Below are 21528 nucleotides of genomic sequence, written 5' to 3'. Positions count from 1 at the left end.
CATGCGGGGCGTGGGTGAGCATGGGGACGAGTCCGCGCAGCTGATGGTCCAGGCGAAGGCGCTGGTCAAGCGGTTCGGCGACACCGAGGCCGTCCGCGGCGTCGACGTCGAGGTCCGCCGCGGCGAGGCGTTCGGCTTCCTCGGGCCCAACGGCGCGGGCAAGTCGTCGACCATGCGGATGATCGGCTGTGTGTCACCACGCTCGGACGGCGAGCTGACCGTGCTCGGCGCCGACCCGGACACCGACGGCCCGCGCATCCGCGCCCGGCTCGGCGTCGTCCCGCAGCAGGACAACCTCGACGGCGAGCTCACCGTCCGGCAGAACCTGCAGGTCTACGGCCGCTACTTCGGGCTGTCCCGCGCGCACGTGCGTGCCAAGGCCACCGAGTTGCTCGACTTCGCCCAGCTCGGCGACCGTGAGAACGACGAGGTCGAGTCACTGTCCGGCGGCATGAAACGCAGGCTGACGATCGCCAGGTCGCTGGTCAACGACCCGGAGCTGCTGCTGCTCGACGAACCCACCACCGGTCTGGACCCGCAGGCCCGGCACCTGCTGTGGGACCGGCTGTTCCGGCTGAAGTCCCGCGGCGTCACGCTGATCATCACCACCCACTACATGGACGAGGCCGAGCAGCTGTGCGACCGGCTGGTCGTCATGGACGGCGGTCTCATCGCCGCCGAGGGCTCCCCGGCCGAGCTGATCGCCCGCTACTCCACCCGCGAGGTGCTGGAGCTGCGGTTCGCGCCCGGTGAGCAGGACGGCGTCGCCACCACGCTCGACGGCATCGCCGAGCGCGTCGAGGTGCTGCCCGACCGGCTGCTGCTCTACACCCGGCACGGCGAGTCCGCGCTGGAGACCGCCTACCAGCGCGGCGTGCGCCCGGTGTCCAGCCTGGTGCGCCGCAGCACGCTGGAGGACGTGTTCCTCACGCTGACCGGCCGGACGCTGGTGGACTGATGAGCAGTCAGGCGACCGTCGTCGGCTCCTGGCGCGCGGCCTGGCTGCGCGTCGAGGGCCACTGGATGTGGTACCGGCGGTACTGGACGTCCAACCTGTACTCCACCGGCCTGCAGCCGCTGTTCTTCCTCGCCGCCATGGGGCTGGGCTTCGGGTCCCAGGTGCAGCCGGGCGCGGCCACCGGCGGACTGTCCTATCTGCACTACGTCGCACCGACCCTGCTGTGCTCCGGCGCGGTCATGAACGCGGTCAGCGAGTCCAGCTACCCGGTGCTGTCCGGGTTCAAGTGGCAGAAGGACTACGTCGCGGTCACCGCCACACCGATCACGCCCGGCCAGGTGTTCGGCGGGCAGCTGCTGTGGACGGCAATGCGGCTGGCGCTGGCCGCGTCGGTCTACGCCGTGATGGCCGCGGTGTTCGGCGGCTGGCTCAACGCCGGCGTGATCCTGGTGGTGCTGGTCGGCGTCGGCACCGGCCTGGCCTGCGCGACCCCGGTGATGGCGCTGGCCGCGTCCACCTACGACGAGGGGGAGCGGTTCGCGTCGGTGTTCCGGTTCGTCGTGATGCCGATGACGTTGTTCTCCGGCACGTTCTTCCCGATCGAGCAGATCCCCGCGCCGCTGCGGCCGCTGGCGTGGATTTCCCCGCTGTGGCACGGAAACGAACTGGCCAGGGGAGCGACGCTGGGCACCCTCGACGCGCTGCCCGCGCTCGGGCACCTCGCCTACCTGGCCGCGGTGTTCACCGCGGGCACCCTGCTCGCCCGGCACTGGTTCCACAAGCGGCTGGTGGTGTGACCATGCTGCTGCGGATGCTGCCGCCCGGCCTGTACGCGGGCAGGGTGAGCCGGCTCATCGAACGTTCCGCGCTGGTCTACCGGCGGGCCTGGCTGGTGTTCGTGTCCGGTGTCGTCGAGCCGCTGCTGTACCTGCTGGCTTTCCAGATCGGGTTCGGCGCCCTGGTCGGCGACGTCATCGGGCCCGGCGGGCAGCCGATGACCTACGTGGCGTTCGTCGCCCCCGCCCTGCTGGTCGCCTCGGCGATGAACGGCGCGGTCTTCGACGCCACGTTCGCGGTGTACTTCAAGTTCCGCTGGTCGCGGCTGTACGAGGCGATGCTGGCCACGCCGATCGGGCCACTGGACATCGCGCTCGGCGAGATCAGCTGGGCCGTGCTGCGGGGCGGGATGTACTCGGTCGCCTTCCTCGCGGTCATGGCCGTCATGGGCCTGGTCACCTCGCCGCTGGCGCTGCTGCTGATCCCGGTGGCGCTGCTGGTCTCGCTGGCCTTCGCCGCGGTCGGGATGGCGTGCGCGACGTTCCTGCGCACGCCGTCGCAGTTCGAGTACATCCAGCTCGCCGTGATGCCGATGTTCCTGTTCTCCACCACGTTCTACCCGCTGTCGGTCTACCCCGGGCCGCTGCAGGCGGTGGTGCAGGTCTCGCCGCTGTACCACGGCGTCGAACTGGCCAGGGGCTTCGCCACCGGAGTCGTGGACCTCAGCATGCTCGGCCACGTCGCGTACCTGCTCGCGCTCGCCGCCGTCGGCGTCTGGGCGGCCGCCCGCCGGGTGAGCAAGCTCCTGCTGCGCTGACGCTCAGGGCGTCGCGCTGACCATGCCGTGGCCGTAGAAGCCGTTGTAGGCCTCGTACCCGGCGCAGAACGCGTCCTGCGTGCCGTCGCCGGTGAGGTCGTAGTCGTCGGGGCAGGCCAGCGGCCGCGCCCGCGACTGCAGCGTCGCCCGCAGCTGGCGCGCGCTCCAGCCGGGGTGCTCGGCGGCCAGCCGGGCCGCGACCCCGGCGACGTGCGGCGCCGCCATCGACGTGCCGCACAGCGGCGCGTACCCGCCGGGGACCGTGGACAGCACGCAGTCCCCGCCCGCCCCGCCGGGGGCGGCCAGGTCGACCACGCCGAGGCCGTAGGAGCTGTAGCCCGCCTTGGTCCCGTCGTCGGTGGTGGCCGACACGGTCACCACCTCCCGCAGGCTCGCCGGCACCGTCGCGCACCGGGTGCGGGGCCCGGCCTTGGTGACCGGGCTGAGCCCGGCCGCGTCGTTGGTGGCCGCGGCGACGTTGAGCGTGCCCCGCGCGCCCGCGTAGGCCACCGCCCGCGACACCGCCTCGACCACCGCCGTGCGGTCCTCACCCGAGCAGGCCGGCTCACCGGTGTCGACCGCGAAGCTGGAGTTGGTGACCGCCATGTCGTTGTCGGCCGCCCACATCAGGCCGCACACCGCGGCCTCCGGGTCGATCCGGCCGCGGTCGTCGACCACCTTGATCGACGCCACCCGCACCCCGGGCGCCACACCGGTGACGCCCCTGCCGTCGTCGGCGGCCGCGATCGTGCCGGCCACGTGCGTCCCGTGCGGCGAGGTGGTCGGCCGCCACGCCTTGGGCGAGGTCTCCGGGGCGCCGGTGAGGCAGCCTGCCGACTGCTCGGCGTCGACGGCACCGGCCAGGTCCGGATGAGCCGGGTCGATCCCGGAGTCGAGCACCCCGACGACGACCTTGTCCCGGCCCGCGGCGGTCCACGGGGCGTCGGCGTGGATCATCCGCAGGTTCCACTGCTCGGCGTGCCGGTCGGCGGCCGGCACGGTGTGGTCGTCGGCCCGGATGCGCTGCCGCCCGCCCGGCAGCGGCACGGACTTGGACGTCCGGCGGTGGGCCTGCGCGCTGAACGCGGCCGCCGGCCGCACCCGCTCGCCGAAGTCCGGGTCGGCCGAGGTGGCCACCCCGACGGCGATCTGCGGGTAGTAGGCGGTGGTCCGGCCACACGCCGCCTCGACCAGGGTGTCGGCATCGTCGGCGGACGTGCCGCGGTCGAAGACCACCAGGTAACGGGTGCTCCGGGTGCTGACGCAGTCACGCTCGGCGCTCGCGCTCGCCGGCTGCTGGCCAGCCAGCACGAGCGTGGCACACGCGACCACCGTGCTCGCACGCCGCAGCACGGACACCGGGACCTCCACCGCAACCAGCTCGTCGGCAGGCCGTCGGGGTGGGCCTGCCAAGCCGCACGGTAATCACCCGGGCGAGGGGGGACAAGCGGGACGGCGAAGTTACCTCCGATGGGTCCGCGTGTCGGTCCTTCCACCGCTCGTCACAGGGGGTCCGGCGGCCTTGGCGCCACCGAGTACCCGACGGGGAGCGCACCGTGTGGGATACTTGAGGCGGCCCCCTGGCCATGGCAGCCCGTCCCGGGCGGCCACGGACGGGTGGCCCGGTAACGCACTCGAGTGTGCCGGCCGTCGCCGTCACCAGGTGTTCGCCCTGGTCAGGCTCGACGGCGCGCACCGGCCGCGTGCCCGATGTCAGGACAGGATTCCCGTCGCGGTGGATCACCGTGGCGGTACCAACAGAACAGAAAGGGCCCCTGTGCGGCCGCGTCTCCTCTGGGTGACGCGCCCGGGGGCGGAGGAGATGTATGTCGAACGCGGAAACACCCGCCGAGAGCCCCGGCGGGAATCCCGCCACACCCACGTCCGGCCCGCTGGCCGACCTGCCACCACGGATCAGGGTCCACGCCCTGGCGAAGATTCTCGGCTCCAGCAGCCGGGAGATCCTCACCACGCTCACCGAGCTCGGTGAGACGATCCGCAGCGCGCAGTCCAGCGTGACCAAGGACGTCGCGTTGCGGGTCGCCGACCGGCTGGGCCTGCTCGTGGAGCAGGCGCCCGAGCCCGCCCAGGTCACGGAGGTCACCGGGAAGGCCCCGGAGCCCGAACCCGAGCCGGAACCGCAGCCGGCCGCGCACATGCCGCTGTTCGCGGCGCCGTCGCCGGTCTTCCTGCCGCCGGAGCCCCCGGCGGGCAAGCCGGAGCCGAAGGAGGCCGCCGAGCCCGAGGAGCAGCCCGCCGACTCCGGTTCTGACGAGGACGACGACGAGGCAGGCGGGCGCCGCAGGCGGCGCCGCGGCCGCCGCGGGCGTGGCCGGGGCAAGGGCGGCGACGAGGGCCGCGACGCCGACGACGAGTCCGCCGACGGCGAGCCCGAGGCCGACGAGCAGCCCAAGGACGCCAGGGACCCGAAGGACTCCAAGGACTCCAAGGGCTCGAAGAAGAAGCAGAAGGACGAGCAGGAGGCCAAGGACGACGGCGCCGACGGCGCGGAGTCCTCGGACGAGTCCGACGACTCCGGCGAGGTCGAGGGCAGCAAGTCCCGCCGCCGCAGGCGCCGCCGCCGCAAGGCGGGCGGGGACGGCGAGGCCGACGGCGAGACCGGCACCGACGACCCGCCGAACACCGTCGTCCACGTCCGCCAGGGCAAGTCCGACGCGGAGTCCGGCGCCAAGGCCCGCGACGAGGTCCGCAGCGTCCGCGGCTCCACCCGGCTGGAGGCCAAGCGGCAGCGCAGGCGCGACGGCAGGGAGGCGGGCCGCAGGCGCGCGCCGATCCTGTCCGAGGCCGAGTTCCTCGCCCGCCGCGAGTCGGTCGAGCGCACGATGGTCGTCGCCGAGAAGGGCGACTCCACGCAGATCGGCGTGCTCGAGGACGGCGTGCTGGTCGAGCACTTCGTGACCTCGTCGGGCAGCGGCTCGATCGTCGGCAACGTCTACCTCGGCCGCGTGCAGAACGTCCTGCCGTCCATGGAGGCCGCGTTCATCGACATCGGCCGCGGCCGCAACGCCGTGCTCTACGCCGGTGAGGTCGACTGGGACGCCGCCGGCCTGGAGGGCAAGGCCCGTAAGATCGAGCAGGCGCTGTCCACCGGCGACAGCGTGCTGGTCCAGGTCACCAAGGACCCGGTCGGGCACAAGGGCGCCCGGCTGACCACCCAGATCTCGCTACCCGGCCGCTTCCTGGTCTACGTGCCGGCCGGCGGTGCCACCGGCATCTCCCGCAAGCTGCCGGAGAACGAGCGGCGGCGGCTCAAGGACATCCTCAAGCGGATCGTCCCGGAGGACGCCGGTGTGATCATCCGCACCGCCTCGGAGGGCATCAGCGAGGAGGAGCTGGAGCGCGACGTCCGCCGCCTCAAGGCGCAGTGGGACGTCATCAAGGAGAAGGCCGAGGCCGGCCGCAACGGCGGCAAGAAGTCCGGCGCGCCGACCATGCTCTACGAGGAGCCGGACCTCCTGGTCAAGGTCATCCGCGACCTGTTCACCGAGGACTTCGCCAAGCTGGAGGTCCAGGGCAACACGGCGTGGGAGACCATCCACGCCTACGTGCAGCACGTCGCACCGGACCTGACCGAGCGGCTCAAGCGCTACACCGGCAACGGCGACGTGTTCGCCGAGCACCGGATCGACGAGCAGATCACCAAGGCACTCGACCGCAAGGTCTGGCTGCCCTCGGGCGGCTACCTGGTCATCGACCGGACCGAGGCCATGACGGTGATCGACGTCAACACCGGCAAGTTCACCGGCTCCGGCGGCAACCTCGAGGAGACGGTGACCCGCAACAACCTGGAGTCGGCCGAGGAGATCGTCCGCCAGCTGCGGCTGCGCGACATCGGCGGCATCATCGTGATCGACTTCATCGACATGGTGCTGGAGTCCAACCGGGAACTGGTGCTGCGCAGGCTCACCGAGTGCCTCGGCCGCGACCGCACCCGTCACCAGGTCGCCGAGGTGACCTCGCTCGGCCTGGTCCAGATGACCCGCAAGAAGGTCGGCACCGGCCTGCTGGAGGCCTTCTCCAGCACCTGTGAGCACTGCAAGGGCCGTGGCGTGGTGGTCTCCACCGACCAGCCCAAGGGCGCGGGCAACGGCTCCTCGGGCTCCGGTGCGCCCGCCGGATCGTCCGGCGGCCAGCAGAGCTCGCGGCGCTCCCGCGGCAGGTCCAAGTCCGACGAGCGCCAGGCCGAGAAGATCCCCGAGCCCACCCCGGAGCAGCGGGAGTCCGTCGTCAGCGCCGTGCAGGCGATGGCCAACGCGTCCAAGGCCGTCCGCAGCGAGCCGGAAACCCCCGAGATGCCCTCGGTGTCCTCGGAGCTGAACGGTCACGCCGCCGAGCCGGTGGCCGTGCCCGAGTCCGCCGCCGAGCCGCCCGCGCCGGTGACGCCCGAGCCGGAGGACGTCCCGGAGACGCAGCCGGACACCGCGGCCCAGGTGGCCGAGGCCGTGGCCGCACCGGAGCCGGTGGCCGTGCCCGACGAGCCGGACGTCCCCGCCCAGGCGGAGCAGGAGGCCCCGGCCCGTCCCGTGCGGCGCAGGGCCCGGCGGGCGGCGAGCCGTCCGGCCGGACCGCCGGTCGGCGTGGACGACAAGAGCTGACCGACCTGGTTACCGCCACCCCGGTTGTCACCGCTTCCGGGGTGGCACGTAACCTGTAAGGCGGCCCGCCACCAGAGCGGGCTGCATTGCGCGATCAGGGACCGCCACGGCGGGCCGAGCGCAAAGCCCCCACCCACTGTCGAGTAAGCAGGAGACTTCCGTGTCGGCGTACGCCATCGTCAAGACCGGCGGCAAGCAGTACAAGGTGGCCGTCGGCGACGTCGTCGAGGTCGAGAAGCTCGAGGGCGAGCCGGGCACCGAGCACACCTTCCCCGCCGTCCTGCTCGTTGACGACGGCGAGGTCACCGCCGACGCCGACACGCTGGCGAAGGTCTCGGTCACCGGCAAGGTCGTCGAGCAGACCAAGGGTCCCAAGATCCGCATCCACAAGTTCAAGAACAAGACCGGGTACCACAAGCGGCAGGGTCACCGCCAGAAGCTGACCCGCGTCGAGGTCACCGGCATCAACAAGTAAAGGACCTGACCAGCCATGGCACACAAGAAGGGCGCGTCCAGCTCTCGCAACGGCCGTGACTCCAACCCGCAGTACCTCGGTGTCAAGCGGTACGGCGGTCAGGTCGTCAAGGCCGGCGAGATCCTCGTCCGGCAGCGCGGTACCAAGTTCCACCCCGGCGTCAACGTCGGTCGCGGCGGCGACGACACGCTGTTCGCGCTGGCCGACGGCTCGGTCCAGTTCGGTGCGAAGCGCGGTCGCAAGACCGTGAACATCGTGCCGGCCGAGGTCTGAGCACCCGGTTCGACACTTCCGCGAGGGGCGGCGCCGGAATAGTCCGGTTCCGCCCCTCGTTCTTTCTGTTCACACCCTTGCGAAAGGCACACGATGGCGTCCCGGTTCGTTGACCGCGCGGTGATCCACCTGGCCGCCGGGGACGGCGGGAACGGCTGTGCCTCGGTGCACCGGGAGAAGTTCAAGCCGCTGGGCGGGCCCGACGGCGGCAACGGCGGCAACGGGGGAGACGTCCTGCTGGTCGTCGACCGCGGTGTGCACACGCTGCTGGACTTCCATTTCCGCCCGCACGCCAAGGCGGGCAGCGGCAAGATGGGCCAGGGCAGCCACCGCTCCGGGGCCAACGGCGAGACGCTGGAGCTGCATGTCCCCGACGGCACCGTGGTGCTCACCGAGGACGGCGAGCTGCTGGCCGACCTGACCGGTGAGGGCACCACGTTCGTCGCCGCCCGCGGCGGCCGGGGCGGGCTGGGCAACGCCGCGCTGGCGTCCAAGGCCCGCAAGGCACCGGGGTTCGCGCTGCTCGGCGAGCCGGGCGAGGCCCGCGACCTGGTGCTCGAACTGCGCTCGGTGGCCGACGTGGGCCTGGTCGGATTCCCCTCGGCCGGTAAATCGTCGCTGATCTCGGTGCTGTCCGCGGCCAAGCCGAAGATCGCCGACTACCCGTTCACCACGCTCGTGCCCAATCTGGGCGTCATCACCGCGGGCGACTCGGTGTTCACCATGGCCGACGTGCCCGGGCTGATCCCCGGGGCCAGCCAGGGCAAGGGCCTCGGCCTGGACTTCCTGCGGCACATCGAGCGGTGCGCCGTGCTGGTGCACGTCGTCGACTGCGCCACCTTCGAGCCCGGCCGCGACCCGCTGTCCGACGTGGACGCGCTGGAGGAGGAGCTGGCCCGCTACACGCCCAGCCTCGGCGGCGATCTCGCCGACCGGCCGAGGGTGGTCGTGCTGAACAAGGTCGACGTGCCCGACGCCGCCGACCTCGCCGACCTGGTGCGGGCCGACCTGGAGGCCAGGGGACTGCCGGTCTTCGCGGTGTCCACCGCGTCCCGCCAGGGGCTGCGGGAGCTGACGTTCGCGCTGGCCGAGATCGTCGAGCGGCACCGCGCCGAGCAGCCGGCCCCGGAGCCGCAGCGGGTCGTGGTGCGGCCGCAGGCCGTCGACGACTCCGGCTTCACCGTCGAGCCCGACCCGGAGGAGCCGGGCGGGTTCGTCGTCCGCGGCGAGCGGCCGGAGCGGTGGATCCGGCAGACCAACTTCGGCAACGACGAGGCCGTCGGCTACCTGGCCGACCGGCTCAACCGGCTCGGCGTCGAGGACGCCTTGGCCAAGCACGGCGCGGTGCCCGGCTGCCCGGTCACCATCGGCGACGTCACCTTCGACTGGCAGCCGTCCACCCCGGGCGTGGCCGTGCACCTGACCGGCCGCGGCACCGACGTCCGGCTGGAGGACCACGGCCGGGTGTCGGCGGCCGAGCGCAAGGAGGCCAGGCGCATCCGGCGGGACGGTCCCGACGAGGGCACCGACGGTGAGTGACACGCGGGCAGCCGTCGCCGCCGCGCGCAGGCTGGTGGTGAAGGTCGGCTCGTCGGCCCTGACCACGGCAGGCGATGGGCTGGACACGACGCGGCTGGACGCCCTCGTCGACGCCATCGCCACGCGGGTGGGTGCCGGCAGCCAGATCGTGCTGGTGTCCTCCGGTGCGATCGGTGCCGGGCTCGCGCCGCTGGCGCTGGGTACCCGGCCCAGGGACCTCGCCACCCAGCAGGCCGCGGCCAGTGTCGGGCAGCTGGCGCTGGCCCACGCCTACGCCGAGTCGTTCGGCCGGTACCGGCTCACCGTCGGCCAGGTCCTGCTGACCTCGGACGACGTCGTGCGCCGCGCCCACTACCGCAACGCGCAGAACACGTTCTCCCGGCTGCTCGCGCTCGGCGCGGTGCCGGTGGTGAACGAGAACGACACCGTCGCCACCGAGGAGATCCGCTTCGGCGACAACGACCGGCTCGCCGCCCTGGTGGCGCACCTGATCGGCGCCGAGGCCCTGGTTCTGCTGTCCGATGTGGACGCTCTCTACGACGGCGACCCGCGCTCGGGCGCCACCCGGCGCATCACCGATGTCGACGGTCCCGCCGACATCGAGGGCATCGCCGTGGGCATGTCTAGCTCCGGGCTGGGCACCGGCGGGATGGTGTCCAAACTGGCCGCGGCCCGCACCGCCGCCGCCGCTGGCATCCCGGTCCTGCTGGCGGCCGCCGCCCAGGCCGGCGACGCGCTCGGTGCCACCGTGGGCGCCGGGACCGGCACGGCGTTCCGGGCCGCGGGCTCGCGGCTGTCGGCGCGGCGGTTCTGGCTCGGCTACGCCGCGGGTGCCCGCGGCAGGCTGCACCTCGACGACGGCGCGGTCGCCGCCGTGGTGCACCGGCGCCGGTCCCTGCTCGCGGCCGGGATCACCGGCGTCGATGGCGATTTCCAGGGCGGCGACGTCGTCGACCTGGTCGACCCGGCGCAGCGGGTGGTCGCCCGCGGCGTGGTGGCCTTCGACGCGGGTGAGCTGCCCGGGCTGATCGGCCGGTCCAGCCACCAGCTGCCGGAGGAACAGCGCCGCGAGGTCGTCCACGCCGACGACCTGGTGCCCCTGTCGTAGTCGGCTAGTCGACCATCCGGACCTCGACCGCCGGGCTGAACTCGGTCCGGCGCGACCAGCGGTGGTGTGCGCCGATGTCGAGCAGCAGCGAGCGGTCGGCCGGTGCCCAGTAGCCGGTACGGACGAAGAACATCTCCATCACGCACAGCCGGTCGCACGCCTTCTTGCCGGTGATCGGCTGCCAGCCCCACTGCCTGCCGCTCTCCTCGCCGCCGTTGCGGCGGACGAACAGCTTCGGGTTGCCGATCTCCTGGTAGTACGCCTCGCCCTCGACGATCCGCAGCCTGCCGTCGATGCGGTAGCCCCGGTTGCCGTTGTACAGGCCGAACGTGCCGGTGATCTCGAAGCCGACCTTGCCGCCCTGCGGACCCGCGATCGTCCACTTGAGCTGGAACGGCCGGATGTCGTCGTCGCTCATGACAATCATGATCAGGCAGAACGTGACCGGCGACACAACACCCGGCCAGGGGTTTCACCCGAAAAGGATCAGCGCAGCGGCGACCCCTTCGTCTCCGGCAGCCGCAGGATCACCAGGAACGCGACGGCGGCCCCGGCGGCGACGTACCAGAAGAACAGCGTCGACATCCCGGCTTCCGCGAGCAGCTGGATCACCAGCGGCGCGGTACCGCCGAACACCGCGACCGTCAGGTTGTACCAGGCACCGATGCCCAGGCCACGCAGTTCGGTGGGGAACAGCTCGCTCATGATCGCCGGCGCGATCGACGTCATCGCCGTGTACAGCCCCAGGCCCACGCAGAACACCACCAGCAGGCCGACGAACCCGGGCTGGACCAGGAACGACAGCGGCACGATCAGCACCGCCGTCGCCGCCGACCACACCAGCAGCTGTGGCTTGCGGCCGTAGCGGTCCGACAGCGACCCGAGCGGGTACTGCAGGGCCACGAACAGGGCGGTGGCGATCGACAGCGCCAGGAACACGTCCACCGCGTCGGCCTTGCGGGTGTTCACCGCGAACGGCGTCAGGGCGCTGAAGAACGTGTAGTAGCACAGCGTCGACAGCATCGAGAAGCCGACGAGCTGCCCCACCGCCTTCGGGTGCTCCCGCACGGTCGCCAGCAGCGGCGACTTCACCCGCTTGGCCGTGCCCTTGTTCCGCTCGAACAGCTCGGTCTCGGCCAGGCTGCGCCGCAGCCACAGCCCGATCAGGCCGAGCACGCCGCCGAGCAGGAACGGGATGCGCCAGCCCCACGACTCCAGCTCCGGCTTGTCCAGCGTCCTGGCCAGGACGAACCCGAGCACCGAGGCCGTGAGCACCGCCGACCCGGTGGAGATGTAGAAGAACGCCGAGTAGCGGCCACGGCGCTCCGCGGGCGCGATCTCCGCCAGGTAGGCCGACGCGTTGGACACCTCGCCGCCCAGCGACAGGCCCTGCGCGATCCGTGCCAGCAGCAACAGGAGCGGCGCCAGCCAGCCCACTGCCGCGTAGGTGGGCAGCACGCCGATGAGCACCGAGCCACCCGCCATCAGCACGATGGTGAGGATCATCGCCGGCTTGCGGCCCCTCAGGTCGGCGAACCTGCCCAGCAGGTATCCGCCCAGCGGCCGGAAGAAGAACGCCAGCGCGTAGGTGGCGAACGTGTTGACGAACGCGAGCTCACCGGGGAAGAACGCCTTGGCGAAGTAGATGCTGAACGTGGCGTAGATCGTCCAGTCGAACCACTCCAGCGCGTTGCCGACACTGGCAGCGAACAGCTTGCGCACCGGCAGGCGATGCCGCTCCGCCGCGACCACACCCTGGTCCGCCATGGGCCACCTCCACACTCCCGCAATCGGTGGGAGGACCCTGCCACAGGCCTGTTCCGGTGGAAAGCGGTTCTTATACCGTGCCGAGAGCCTGCTGACGGACCCCGCTGATCGCGGGATTCGCGCCCAGACGGCCCCTGGCTGCGTTGTCGCGAGACCCGAATATGCCCGATATGAGGGCCTCGCTCCGCCTTGCCAGGAGCCATCTGGATCACGAATCCCATCGATCGTGGGTCCGCCAGCAGGCTCTGGCTCATGTCGTACTCGCCAGGGCCAAGGGCAGCACCGCGGGTGCGCCGGCGGCCCGCAGCAGCCGGGCCGCGATCGTCATCGTCCAGCCGGTGTCGACGACGTCGTCGACCAGCAGCACCGGCCCGTCCACCGACGCCACCGCCTCGGCCAGGCCGGGCGGCAGTGTCAGCCGGTGCCACAGGTCGGCCACCCGCTGCGCGCTGTTGGCCCGCCGCGGCGGACCGCCCTCGGCCGCCAGCGTGCCCAGCATCCGCAGCCGCCCGATCGTCGCCAGCCGCTGCGCCAGATCGGCCACCAGCACCGGCCGCGTCGACGACGGCAGCGCGACCACCCCCACCGGCCGCTGTTCCCACTCCCACGCGGCGAGCACCGACACACACGCCTGGAACAGGTCGGCCGGTACCGCCCGGTCCGCGGCCGTCGTGCCGACGAGTTCCCGCAGCCGGTTGCCCCAGCCGACGTCGGTCAGCCTGCCCAGCGCCCGTCCCGGCTCGGCCCGCTCGTCCGCCGAGATCCGGCCGGACAGCGACACCCCGAGCGTGGCCATGCCGGTCGGCCACTGGCGCCGGGCGGTCACCTCGACACCCGGCTTGCTCAGCGTGTCCCGCGTGCTGTCCACCACGGCCTCGGAGACCTCGGTCGACCAGGCCTGGCCGGTGCAGTTGTCGCACCGCCCGCACGGTGCCGCGTGCGGGTCGTCGAGCTGGCGCAGCAGGAACTCCATCCGGCAGCCGCCGGTCTCCTGGTAGGCCAGCATGGCCTTCTGCTCGTCGGAGCGAGCCTGGCGTACCCGCGCGTAGCGCTCGGCCTCGTAGTGCCAGTCCTGCCCGGTGGCCTCCCAGCCGCCGCGCACCCGCCGGACGGCGCCGTCGACGTCGAGCACCTTGAGCACCATCTCCAGCCGGGTCCGCGACAGCTCCACCAGCGGCTCCAGCGCCGCGGTCGACATCGGCCGGTCGGCCTGGGCCAGGGCGTTCAGCAGCTGGGTGACCAGGCGCTGCTCGGGAAAGGCCAGCGAGTCGAAGTACCGCCAGATCTCGGCGTCCTCACTGCCGGGCAGCAGGATCACCTCGGCCCGGCGCACACCGCGCCCGGCGCGGCCGACCTGCTGGTAGTAGGCCACCGGCGACGAGGGCGCGCCCACGTGCACGACGAACCCCAGATCCGGCTTGTCGAACCCCATCCCCAGCGCGGACGTGGCCACCAGCGCCTTCACCCGGTTGGCCAGCAGGTCGTCCTCGGCGGCCTGCCGCTCGGCGGGCTCGGTCTTGCCGGTGTAGGCGGTGACCGCGTGCCCGTGCTCGCGCAGCAGCCGCGCGACGTCGTGTGCCGCCGCCACGGTCAGCGTGTAGATGATCCCGGAGCCGGGCAGCTCGCCCAGCCGGTCGGCCAGCCAGGCGAGCCGGGCCTGTGCCGTGGGCAGCCGGGCCACGGCCAGCCGCAGGCTGTCGCGGTCCAGCGGGCCGCGCAGGACGACCGTGTCGCTGCCCGCGCCGAGGCCGAGCTGCTCGGTCACGTCGGTGACCACCCGGTCGTTGGCCGTCGCGGTGGTCGCCAGTACCGGCACGCCCGCGGGCAGGTCGCCGAGCAGCGTGCGCAGCCGCCGGTAGTCGGGCCGGAAGTCGTGCCCCCAGTCGGAGATGCAGTGCGCCTCGTCGACCACCAGCAGCCCGGCGGTCGCGGTGAGCTTGGGCAGCACGGTGTCGCGGAAGTCGGGGTTGTTCAGCCGTTCCGGGCTGACCAGCAGCACGTCGACCTCGCCGCCTGCGATCCGTGCCTGTACGTCGTCCCACTCCTGCTGGTTGGCCGAGTTCATGGTCGTCGCGTGGATGCCGGCCCGCGCCGCGGCGGCGATCTGGTTGCGCATCAGCGCCAGCAGCGGCGAGATGATCACCGTCGGGCCCGCGCCCTGTTCCCGCAGCAGCGCCGTCGCCAGGAAGTACACCGCCGACTTGCCCCACCCCGTGCGCTGCACGACGAGCGCGCGGCTGCGCCGGGCCACCAGTGCCTCGATGGCGGTCCACTGGTCCTCGCGCAGCGTCGCTCCGTCGCCGGCCAGTGCCTGGAGCAGGGCCTGCGATCGTTCGCGCAGAAGTTCGATGTCCACGAACCCACGTCTACCCCATGGCGCCGACGGGACGGAAATCCCGCGTCGACGAGTGGTCCGCTCGTGAACGGAATGTGAGCCAAGTCACATCCGCGACGCGTCACGGCGGGCGTCCGTGCCCCTCTTACCCTCTGTACCGCCCGCCATCCCCCGGCGGGCGGTATCCGGCGGTACCCCCAGGCCGTCGGAGCGCGATGCGTGGGTGCCCCGCCCGGTCCCCGGGCGGCGCGGCACCCCGCATCGCGTGTGTTTTCGGCCCTTGCTTCGCTGCGGGCGTGTTGCTGTGCGCCGGGCCACATGCGGTGTGGATCAACGCCTCGTCACGTACGCTGCACGTTCATGCCAGAGCGGCGACGTATCGGCGTCATGGGCGGCACGTTCGACCCGATCCACCACGGGCACCTCGTCGCCGCCAGCGAGGTGCAGTCCCGGTTCGACCTCGACGAGGTCATCTTCGTGCCGACGGGGCAGCCGTGGCAGAAGTCCGCCCGGGTGGTCACCAAGGCCGAGGACCGGTACCTGATGACGGTCATCGCCACCGCGTCCAACCCGGTCTTCTCGGTGAGCAGGGTCGACATCGACCGCGGCGGCCAGACCTACACCGTCGACACCCTGCGCGACCTGCGCCGGGAGTACCCCGACGTGGACCTGTTCTTCATCACCGGCGCCGACGCGCTCGAGCAGATCCTCACCTGGCGCAACGCCGAGAACCTGTTCGACCTCGCCCATTTCATCGGCGTCACCCGACCCGGGTACCACCTCAACGACCACCACCTGCCCAGCGGCAAGGTCAGCCTGGTCGAGGTCACCGCCATGGCCATCTCCTCCACCGGCTGCCGGGAACGGGTCCAGCGCGGCGAACCCGTCTGGTACCTGGTGCCCGACGGCGTCGTCCGCTACATCGACAAGAAGCGGCTCTACCGGCCCGGGCCAGCCTGAACCCGCCGCCGCCCGGTACGCTGACCGGTCGAAACCCCGTACCGAAGGAGCGCCGTGACAGCCACGTCCGCAGCACGAGACCTTGCGGTGACCGCCGCGCACGCGGCGGCGGACAAGAAGGCCACCGACGTCGTCGTCCTGGACGTGTCCGACCAGCTGGTCATCACCGACGCCTTCGTCATCGCCTCGGCGCCCAACGAGCGGCAGGTCGGCGCGATCGTCGACAACGTCGAGGAGAAGCTGCGGATCGCCGGGCACAAGCCGGTCCGCCGCGAGGGCGCCAGGGAGGGTCGCTGGGTCCTGCTCGACTACGTCGACGTGGTCGTGCACGTCCAGCACACCGAGGAACGCTCCTTCTACGGCCTGGAGCGGCTGTGGAAGGACTGCCCGCGCATCGAGGTCGAGGGGCTGGCCGACGGCTCGGACGAGGCCGACGAGCCGCGGGAAGTCTCGTGACCGACGGGGTGCGGCGGCTGGTGCTGTGGCGCCACGGCGAGACCGACTACAACGCCGCGGGCCGGATGCAGGGTCACCTCGACTCGGCGCTGACCCCGGTCGGCTGGAACCAGGCACGGTTCGCCGCACCCGCGCTCGCCCGCTTCGAGCCCGCCCTGGTGATCGCGTCCGACCTGCACCGCGCCACCGACACCGCGACCGTGCTGACCGACGCCATCGGCGTACCGCTGCAGATCGACAAGCGGCTGCGGGAAACCCACCTCGGCGAGTGGCAGGGGCTCACCGGCGAGGAGGTCGACCGGGACTGGCCGGGCGAGCGGCACCGCTGGCGTACCGACGCCACCTGGGCGCCGCCGGGCGGTGAGTCCAGGGTGGACGTCGCGGCGCGGGCCGCCGAGGTCGTCGCCGACCTGCAGGGCATGAGCCCCTCGCCCGGCGACACGGTGCTGCTCGCCGCGCACGGCGGCCTGATCATCGCGCTCACCGCGCACCTGCTCGGCCTGCCCGTCGAGGTCTGGCCGCAGCTGGGCGGCATCGCCAACTGCCACTGGGTCGAACTCGCCCGGCGGGACGGCCGGTGGCGGCTGGCCGCCTACAACGCCGGTATCACCGGCTGAGGCGCATGGGCGGACCCCGGCTGCTGGTCTTCGGCGACTCGCTGAGCTTCCACGGCCCGGACGGCCCGTGCGCGGCCGACGAGCCCCGGCTGTGGCCCAACGTGACCGCCGCCGCGCTCGGCGGGTCGGCGGACCTGGTCGCCGGCATCGGCTGGAACGCCCGGGACCTCTGGTGGACGCTGACCGGTGACCCGCGGGTGTGGGCCGACCTGCATCGTGCCGACGTCGTCGTGCTGGCCATCGGCAGCATGGACACCCTGCCCTCGCCGCTGCCCACCTACCTGCGGATCGGCCTGCGGTACCTGCGGCCGGACCCGCTGCGCCGCACCGTGCGGGCCGCCTACCTCGCCGCCCAGCCCCGGCTGGCCGTCGCGTTGCGGGGCAGGCCGGCCGTGCTGCCGCCGAAGCTGACCGTGCGCTACCTCGACACGAGCGTCGGCGCGCTGCGGGTGCTGCGGCCCGACCTGCCCATCGTCGGCATCTTGCCGTCGGTGCACCGGGCGCCGTCCTACGGCGGTGTGCACGCGGTGCGGCCGGTCACCGCCGCGGCGATGGCCGGCTGGGCACGCCGCGCCGGCGTGCCGCTGCTCGACCTCGCCGCGGTCGTCGGCGACCACGTTCTCGGCGGGCACGGAAACGCCGACGGCATGCACTGGGGCTGGGCCGGTCACGCCGCCGTCGGCGCCGCGATGGCCGACCTGGTGCGGGATAGGGTGACGGCGTGCCGGTCGCCGTAGTCACGGATTCCACCGCCCACCTGCCGGAGGGTTTCGCCGACCGGCACGGTATCCGGGTGGTGCCCCTGCACGTGCTGGTCGACGGCGTGGCCGCGCTGGACGGCGTCGAGGTCGGCCCCGCCGCACTGGCCGAGGCGCTGGGGCAACGCCGCATCGTGACGACGTCCCGGCCCACCCCCGCCGAGTTCGCCGCGCGGTTCCGGGCGGCGCTGCGCGACGGCGCCGAGGCCGTGGTGTCGGTGCACCTGTCCCGGGAGCTGTCCGGGACCTGGGAGGCGGCGGTGCTGGCCGCGCAGGAGGTCGGGCCGGACGTCGTGCGGGTCGTCGATTCCCGGACCACCGCGATGGGGCTCGGATTCGCGGCGCTGCACGCCGCGGCCGTCGCGGCCGGGGGAGCGGACGCCGCCGCCGTGGAACGCGCCGCCGTCGAGGCCGCCGAGCGTTCCGAGACGCTGTTCGTGGTGGAGACCCTGGAACACCTGCGCCGCGGCGGCCGGATCGGGCCGGCGGCCGCGCTGCTCGGGACGGCGCTGGCGGTCAAACCGGTGCTGCACATGTCCGACGGCGCGATCTGCCCGCTGGAGAAGGTCCGCACGATGAACCGTGCGGTGGCGCGCCTGGTCGACCTGGCCGTGGCCGCCGCGGGTGACGACGTGGTCGAGCTGGCCGTGCACCATCTGGCCTCGCCGGAACGGGCTGTCGACCTGGCCAACCGCCTGGAGGAGCGGCTGCCGCGGTCCGAGGGCTGTGTGGTGTCGGAGCTGGGTGCGGTCATCGGTGCCCACACCGGGCCCGGGGTGCTGGGCGTGGTCGTGCAGCGGGCGGGGGATCTGTCCACAGCCCCCTAGTTGTCCACAGCCACCACAATCCACCCTGTACCCCACGCGATCACCCCACCTAACGTCGATCGCATGTTCGATCACTCCCCTCGCAAGGCCGACTCGGCCACCGCCCGCGTCAGCCTCGACCAGCTGGCCAGGGCCGCCTCCCAGCGGCCCCGTTTCCTCGAACTCCTGCGCCGGTGGCTGCCCGGTGCCGATGGCGACCAGATCCGGCGGCGGCTGCGCGCGGCGCTGGTCGTCCTGGCGGTGTGCGCCGTCGTTCTCGGCTCGGTCCTGCTCCTGCGGGACGGCCCGGCGCCGGAGCAGGCACCCGCGCTGCCACCGGCCAGGGCCTCGCCCGCTCCGCCGCCGCCTGCCGGTCCGCCGGAGACGATCGTGGTGAGCGTCGCGGGCAAGGTGGCCGCACCGGGGCTGGTCACGCTGCCGGCCGGGGCGCGGGCGGCCGACGCGCTGCGCGCGGCGGGTGGCCCGTTGCCGGGGGTCGACCCGAGCACGGTCAACCTGGCCCGGCGCCTGGTCGACGGCGAGCAGTTGCACGTCGGCGTGCCGCCCGCCGTCGACACGGCCGCCGGCGGCGCGATGCCCGGCGGGCCACCGGGCAAGGTCGACCTCAACACCGCGACCCTGCGCCAGCTCGACGACCTGCCGGGAATCGGCCAGGTCACCGCCCAGCGCATCCTCGACTGGCGCACGGCCCACGGCCGGTTCGCCAGCGTCGAGCAGCTACGCGAGGTCGACGGCATCGGCGAGACCCGGCTGGCGCGGCTGCGTGATCAGGTGGTGGTGCCGTGACCGATGTGCCACGCCACGACCTGCGGGCCGTTCCGGCGGCCGTGGCCGTCTGGCTGGCCACCTTGCTGGGCCTCCTACTCGCCTGGGAGCTGACGCTGGCCGTGGCGGCCGCGACCGTGCTGCTGTCGGCTGCCGCCCTGCGGGCCCGCCGCCTCGGCCGGTGGCGGACGGCTGCGGGGGCCGGGCTGGTGTGCGGTGGGCTGCTGCTGGCCACCGTATGCCCGCGGCTGGCAGGCGCCCAGCACGATCCGGCGCGCCGGCCCGCCGAGGCCGGGGCGGTGGCCGAGCTGCGGGTGACGCTGACCGAGCGGCCCCGTCCGGTGCGCTCGTCCGGCTATGCCGGCCGGCCGAGCGGCGCGCGGGCACTCGTGGTGCGGGCCGACCTGATCCGCCTGCGGGCCGAGGGCGCCGACGTCGGGTCGACCGGCCGGGTGATTCTGCTGACTCCGGTCGACGGCTGGGCGGGACTGCGGCCGGGCCAGGAGGTGACCGCGGCGGGGCGGCTCGCTCCCGCCCGCCAGGGCGAGCTGACCGTGGCGACGCTGTCTGCCCGCGGCCCGCCCGCCGAGGCCGGGCCGGTGCCCTGGGCGCAGGCGCTCGTCGAACCGCTGCGGGCGGGGCTGCTGGCGGCCTCGGCGACCCTCGGCGACGAACCGGCCGGTCTGCTGCCCGGTCTCGTGGTGGGGGACACCTCCGGGTTGTCTGCTCGGATCGTCGACGAGTTCCGCGACAGCGGGCTGAGCCACCTCACGGCGGCGTCCGGGACCAACGTGATGATCGTGGCCGGGGCGGTGCTGCTGCTGATGCGCAGGGTGCTACGGCTCGGGCCGAGGTCGTCGGCGGCGGCCGCGGGCCTGACGCTGGCCGGGTACGTCGTGCTGGTCGGACCGGAGCCGAGCGTCCTGCGTGCCGCCGTGATGGGTGCCGTCGGCCTGCTGGCACTCGGTCTCGGCAGGGACGGCTCCGCCGTGCCCGCACTCGCGCTGGCGGTGGCCGGGCTGGTGCTGTGGGACCCGGCGATGGCCGCCGACGTCGGCTTCGCGCTCTCCGTGGTGGCGACCGCCGGGCTGGTCCTGGTCGCGCCGCGCTGCGCGGCGGCGCTGGCCGGCCGCGGTGTTCCCGTCGGGCTGGCGGAGGCGCTGGCGGTGCCCGTGGTGGCCTTCCTGGTGACCGCGCCGGTGCTGGCCGGGGTGTCCGGTGAGCTGAGCATGGTCGCGGTGGTGGCCAACCTGCTGGCGGCACCGGTGGTGGCACCGGCGACCGTCCTGGGAGTGCTGGCCACCGTGCTGTCGGTGGTGTCGCCGGGTGCCGCGTCGGCGGCCGCCCACGTGGCCGAGCCGGCACTGGACTGGCTGATCCTCGTCGCCAGGGAGGGCGCCGCGCTGCCCGGTGCGGTGCTCGGCTGGCCGTCGGGCTGGTGGGGCGGCGTGCTCGCCGCGGCAGCGGTGGGCGCGATCGTGGCGGCCGTGCGGATCCGCCGCCTGCGGGTCGGGCTGGCCGTGCTGCTGGTGGTGCTGCTGCTCGTGGTGGTGCCGGTGCGGATGGTGGCGCCCGCGTGGCCGCCCGCCGGGTGGTCGGTCGCGGTGTGCGACGTCGGGCAGGGCGACGCGCTCGCTCTCGCCACGGCGGAGCCGGGCCGTGCGGTCGTGGTGGACGCCGGCCCGGAGCCGGGCCCGGTCGACCGCTGCCTCGACCGGCTGGGCGTCGACCGGGTGCCGCTGCTGGTGCTGAGCCACCTGCACGCCGATCACGTGGGCGGGCTGTCGTCGGTGTTCGAGGGCCGGACCGTCGGCGCCGTGGCGGTGGGCCCCGGGCGGTCGCCGGGCTGGGCGTGGCGGGAGGTCGGCGAGCAGGCCGCGCGGCACGGTGTGCCGTTGGTGGATCTGGCCGCCGGGTTGCGGCTGGAGTGGCCCGGCCTGGGCCTGGAGGTGCTGGGTCCCCGCTACGCGGGGCCGGAAGGAGAGGGGGAACGGGACGGAACGGCGATCAACAACAGCTCGGTGGTGCTGCGCGCGACCACCCCGGCCGGGCGGCTGCTGCTCACCGGCGACGTCGAGCTGGCCGCGCAGGCGGACCTGCTCGCCTCCGGGGCCGACCTGCGGGCCGAGATCCTCAAGGTCCCGCACCACGGCTCGCGCGCGACCCTGCCGCGGTTCGTCGAGGCGGTGGCGCCCCGCCTGGCCTCGGTGAGCGTGGGTGCGGGCAACACCTATGGCCATCCGGCCCGTTCGACGGTCGACGCGTTGCTGGCCGCGGGCGCCCTGCTGGTGCGCACCGACCTCGACGGTGACCACGCCGTCCTGCCCGGCGCGACGGGCCCGGCCGTGGTCCGCCGAGGCCGCTAACGGGAGCCCGCGTTCCGGAAGGTGAGACTCGCGGCGAGTGGCCCGTTGGCGTGAGGCGGGTTCACGGGCTGGGACGCGGGGTCCGGATGGTGAGTGTCGTGTACGGGAACGCGA

Annotated in this window: 19 protein-coding genes; 15 read left to right on the top strand and 4 right to left on the bottom strand. The window is 73.3% G+C overall.

Annotated features, from left to right (window positions below; genetic code table 11):
* Position 1 precedes the first annotated feature (1 nt).
* From EWH70_RS29470 to EWH70_RS29460, 3 genes are read left to right on the top strand one after another with little or no spacing between them, the layout of a single operon-like run.
* The gene (locus tag EWH70_RS29470) at positions 2-958 is read left to right on the top strand and encodes an ABC transporter ATP-binding protein (protein WP_130478817.1); all 957 of its coding nucleotides are present in this window, start codon (positions 2-4) and stop codon (positions 956-958) included.
* The gene (locus tag EWH70_RS29465) at positions 958-1755 is read left to right on the top strand and encodes an ABC transporter permease (protein ID WP_130478816.1); all 798 of its coding nucleotides are present in this window, start codon (positions 958-960) and stop codon (positions 1753-1755) included. The genes EWH70_RS29470 and EWH70_RS29465 overlap by 1 nt, the downstream gene beginning before the upstream one ends.
* A gap of 2 nt (positions 1756-1757) precedes the next feature.
* Positions 1758-2552 carry an ABC transporter permease gene (locus EWH70_RS29460; protein WP_130478815.1) on the top strand — a complete coding sequence of 265 codons (795 nt, stop codon included), beginning with the start codon at positions 1758-1760 and terminating at the stop codon, positions 2550-2552.
* Between the two features lie 3 nt (positions 2553-2555).
* On the opposite strand, the gene EWH70_RS29455 is transcribed toward EWH70_RS29460, so the two are convergent.
* Positions 2556-3911, bottom strand: coding sequence for a S8 family peptidase (locus EWH70_RS29455; protein ID WP_165436468.1), 1356 nt, complete (start codon positions 3909-3911; stop codon positions 2556-2558).
* A gap of 467 nt (positions 3912-4378) precedes the next feature.
* Here EWH70_RS29455 and EWH70_RS29450 point away from each other — a divergent pair, with 467 nt between their 5' ends.
* The 5 genes from EWH70_RS29450 to proB all read left to right on the top strand — a co-directional run bounded on the left by EWH70_RS29450 (position 4379) and on the right by proB (position 10563).
* On the top strand, positions 4379-7168 hold the full coding sequence (locus EWH70_RS29450) for a translation initiation factor IF-2 N-terminal domain-containing protein (RefSeq protein ID WP_130478814.1): 2790 nt from the start codon (positions 4379-4381) through the stop codon (positions 7166-7168).
* 160 nt (positions 7169-7328) lie between these two features.
* Positions 7329-7643 carry a 50S ribosomal protein L21 gene (rplU, locus tag EWH70_RS29445; protein WP_130478813.1) on the top strand — a complete coding sequence of 105 codons (315 nt, stop codon included), beginning with the start codon at positions 7329-7331 and terminating at the stop codon, positions 7641-7643.
* A gap of 15 nt (positions 7644-7658) precedes the next feature.
* Positions 7659-7916, top strand: coding sequence for a 50S ribosomal protein L27 (gene rpmA, locus EWH70_RS29440; RefSeq protein ID WP_130478812.1), 258 nt, complete (start codon positions 7659-7661; stop codon positions 7914-7916).
* Positions 7917-8009: 93 nt separating this feature from the next.
* On the top strand, positions 8010-9455 hold the full coding sequence (gene obgE, locus EWH70_RS29435; RefSeq protein WP_130478811.1) for a GTPase ObgE: 1446 nt from the start codon (positions 8010-8012) through the stop codon (positions 9453-9455).
* Positions 9448-10563: a glutamate 5-kinase gene (proB, locus tag EWH70_RS29430; RefSeq protein WP_130478810.1), complete on the top strand. Its 1116-nt coding sequence runs from the start codon at positions 9448-9450 to the stop codon at positions 10561-10563. The genes obgE and proB overlap by 8 nt, the downstream gene beginning before the upstream one ends.
* 4 nt (positions 10564-10567) lie before the next feature.
* On the opposite strand, the gene EWH70_RS29425 is transcribed toward proB, so the two are convergent.
* From EWH70_RS29425 to EWH70_RS29415, 3 genes are all read right to left on the bottom strand, one after another.
* Positions 10568-10981, bottom strand: a complete 414-nt coding sequence (locus EWH70_RS29425) for a hypothetical protein (protein WP_240687296.1) — start codon at positions 10979-10981, stop codon at positions 10568-10570.
* A gap of 68 nt (positions 10982-11049) precedes the next feature.
* Positions 11050-12330 carry an MFS transporter gene (locus EWH70_RS29420; protein ID WP_130478808.1) on the bottom strand — a complete coding sequence of 427 codons (1281 nt, stop codon included), beginning with the start codon at positions 12328-12330 and terminating at the stop codon, positions 11050-11052.
* A 250-nt stretch (positions 12331-12580) separates the two neighbouring features.
* Positions 12581-14686: a RecQ family ATP-dependent DNA helicase gene (locus tag EWH70_RS29415; RefSeq protein WP_130478807.1), complete on the bottom strand. Its 2106-nt coding sequence runs from the start codon at positions 14684-14686 to the stop codon at positions 12581-12583.
* A 366-nt stretch (positions 14687-15052) separates the two neighbouring features.
* On the opposite strand from EWH70_RS29415, the gene nadD reads away from it, so the two are divergent.
* The 7 genes from nadD (at position 15053) to EWH70_RS29380 (ending at position 21414) form a co-directional block, all read left to right on the top strand.
* On the top strand, positions 15053-15625 hold the full coding sequence (gene nadD, locus EWH70_RS29410; protein WP_240687301.1) for a nicotinate-nucleotide adenylyltransferase: 573 nt from the start codon (positions 15053-15055) through the stop codon (positions 15623-15625).
* Positions 15626-15679: 54 nt separating this feature from the next.
* Positions 15680-16081, top strand: a complete 402-nt coding sequence (gene rsfS / locus EWH70_RS29405) for a ribosome silencing factor (protein WP_130478805.1) — start codon at positions 15680-15682, stop codon at positions 16079-16081.
* A complete protein-coding gene (locus tag EWH70_RS29400) occupies positions 16078-16698 on the top strand; it encodes a histidine phosphatase family protein (RefSeq protein WP_240687295.1) in 621 nt (206 codons plus the stop codon). The genes rsfS and EWH70_RS29400 overlap by 4 nt, the downstream gene beginning before the upstream one ends.
* Before the next feature lie 5 nt (positions 16699-16703).
* Positions 16704-17435 carry a diglucosylglycerate octanoyltransferase gene (gene octT / locus EWH70_RS29395; RefSeq protein WP_130478804.1) on the top strand — a complete coding sequence of 244 codons (732 nt, stop codon included), beginning with the start codon at positions 16704-16706 and terminating at the stop codon, positions 17433-17435.
* Entirely contained in the window at positions 17420-18283 is an 864-nt protein-coding gene (locus EWH70_RS29390) for a DegV family protein (protein WP_130478803.1), read from the top strand. The genes octT and EWH70_RS29390 overlap by 16 nt, the downstream gene beginning before the upstream one ends.
* A gap of 63 nt (positions 18284-18346) precedes the next feature.
* A complete protein-coding gene (locus tag EWH70_RS29385; protein ID WP_130478802.1) occupies positions 18347-19069 on the top strand; it encodes a ComEA family DNA-binding protein in 723 nt (240 codons plus the stop codon).
* Positions 19066-21414 (top strand): ComEC/Rec2 family competence protein, encoded by a 2349-nt coding sequence (locus EWH70_RS29380; protein WP_130478801.1) that lies wholly within the window; start codon positions 19066-19068, stop codon positions 21412-21414. The genes EWH70_RS29385 and EWH70_RS29380 overlap by 4 nt, the downstream gene beginning before the upstream one ends.
* The last annotated feature ends 114 nt before the right edge of the window (positions 21415-21528 follow it).

Origin of the sequence: Amycolatopsis suaedae (assembly GCF_004214935.1) — a bacterium.
GTDB lineage: Bacteria > Actinomycetota > Actinomycetes > Mycobacteriales > Pseudonocardiaceae > Amycolatopsis > Amycolatopsis suaedae.
This window is presented reverse-complemented; position numbering and strand designations above follow the sequence as displayed.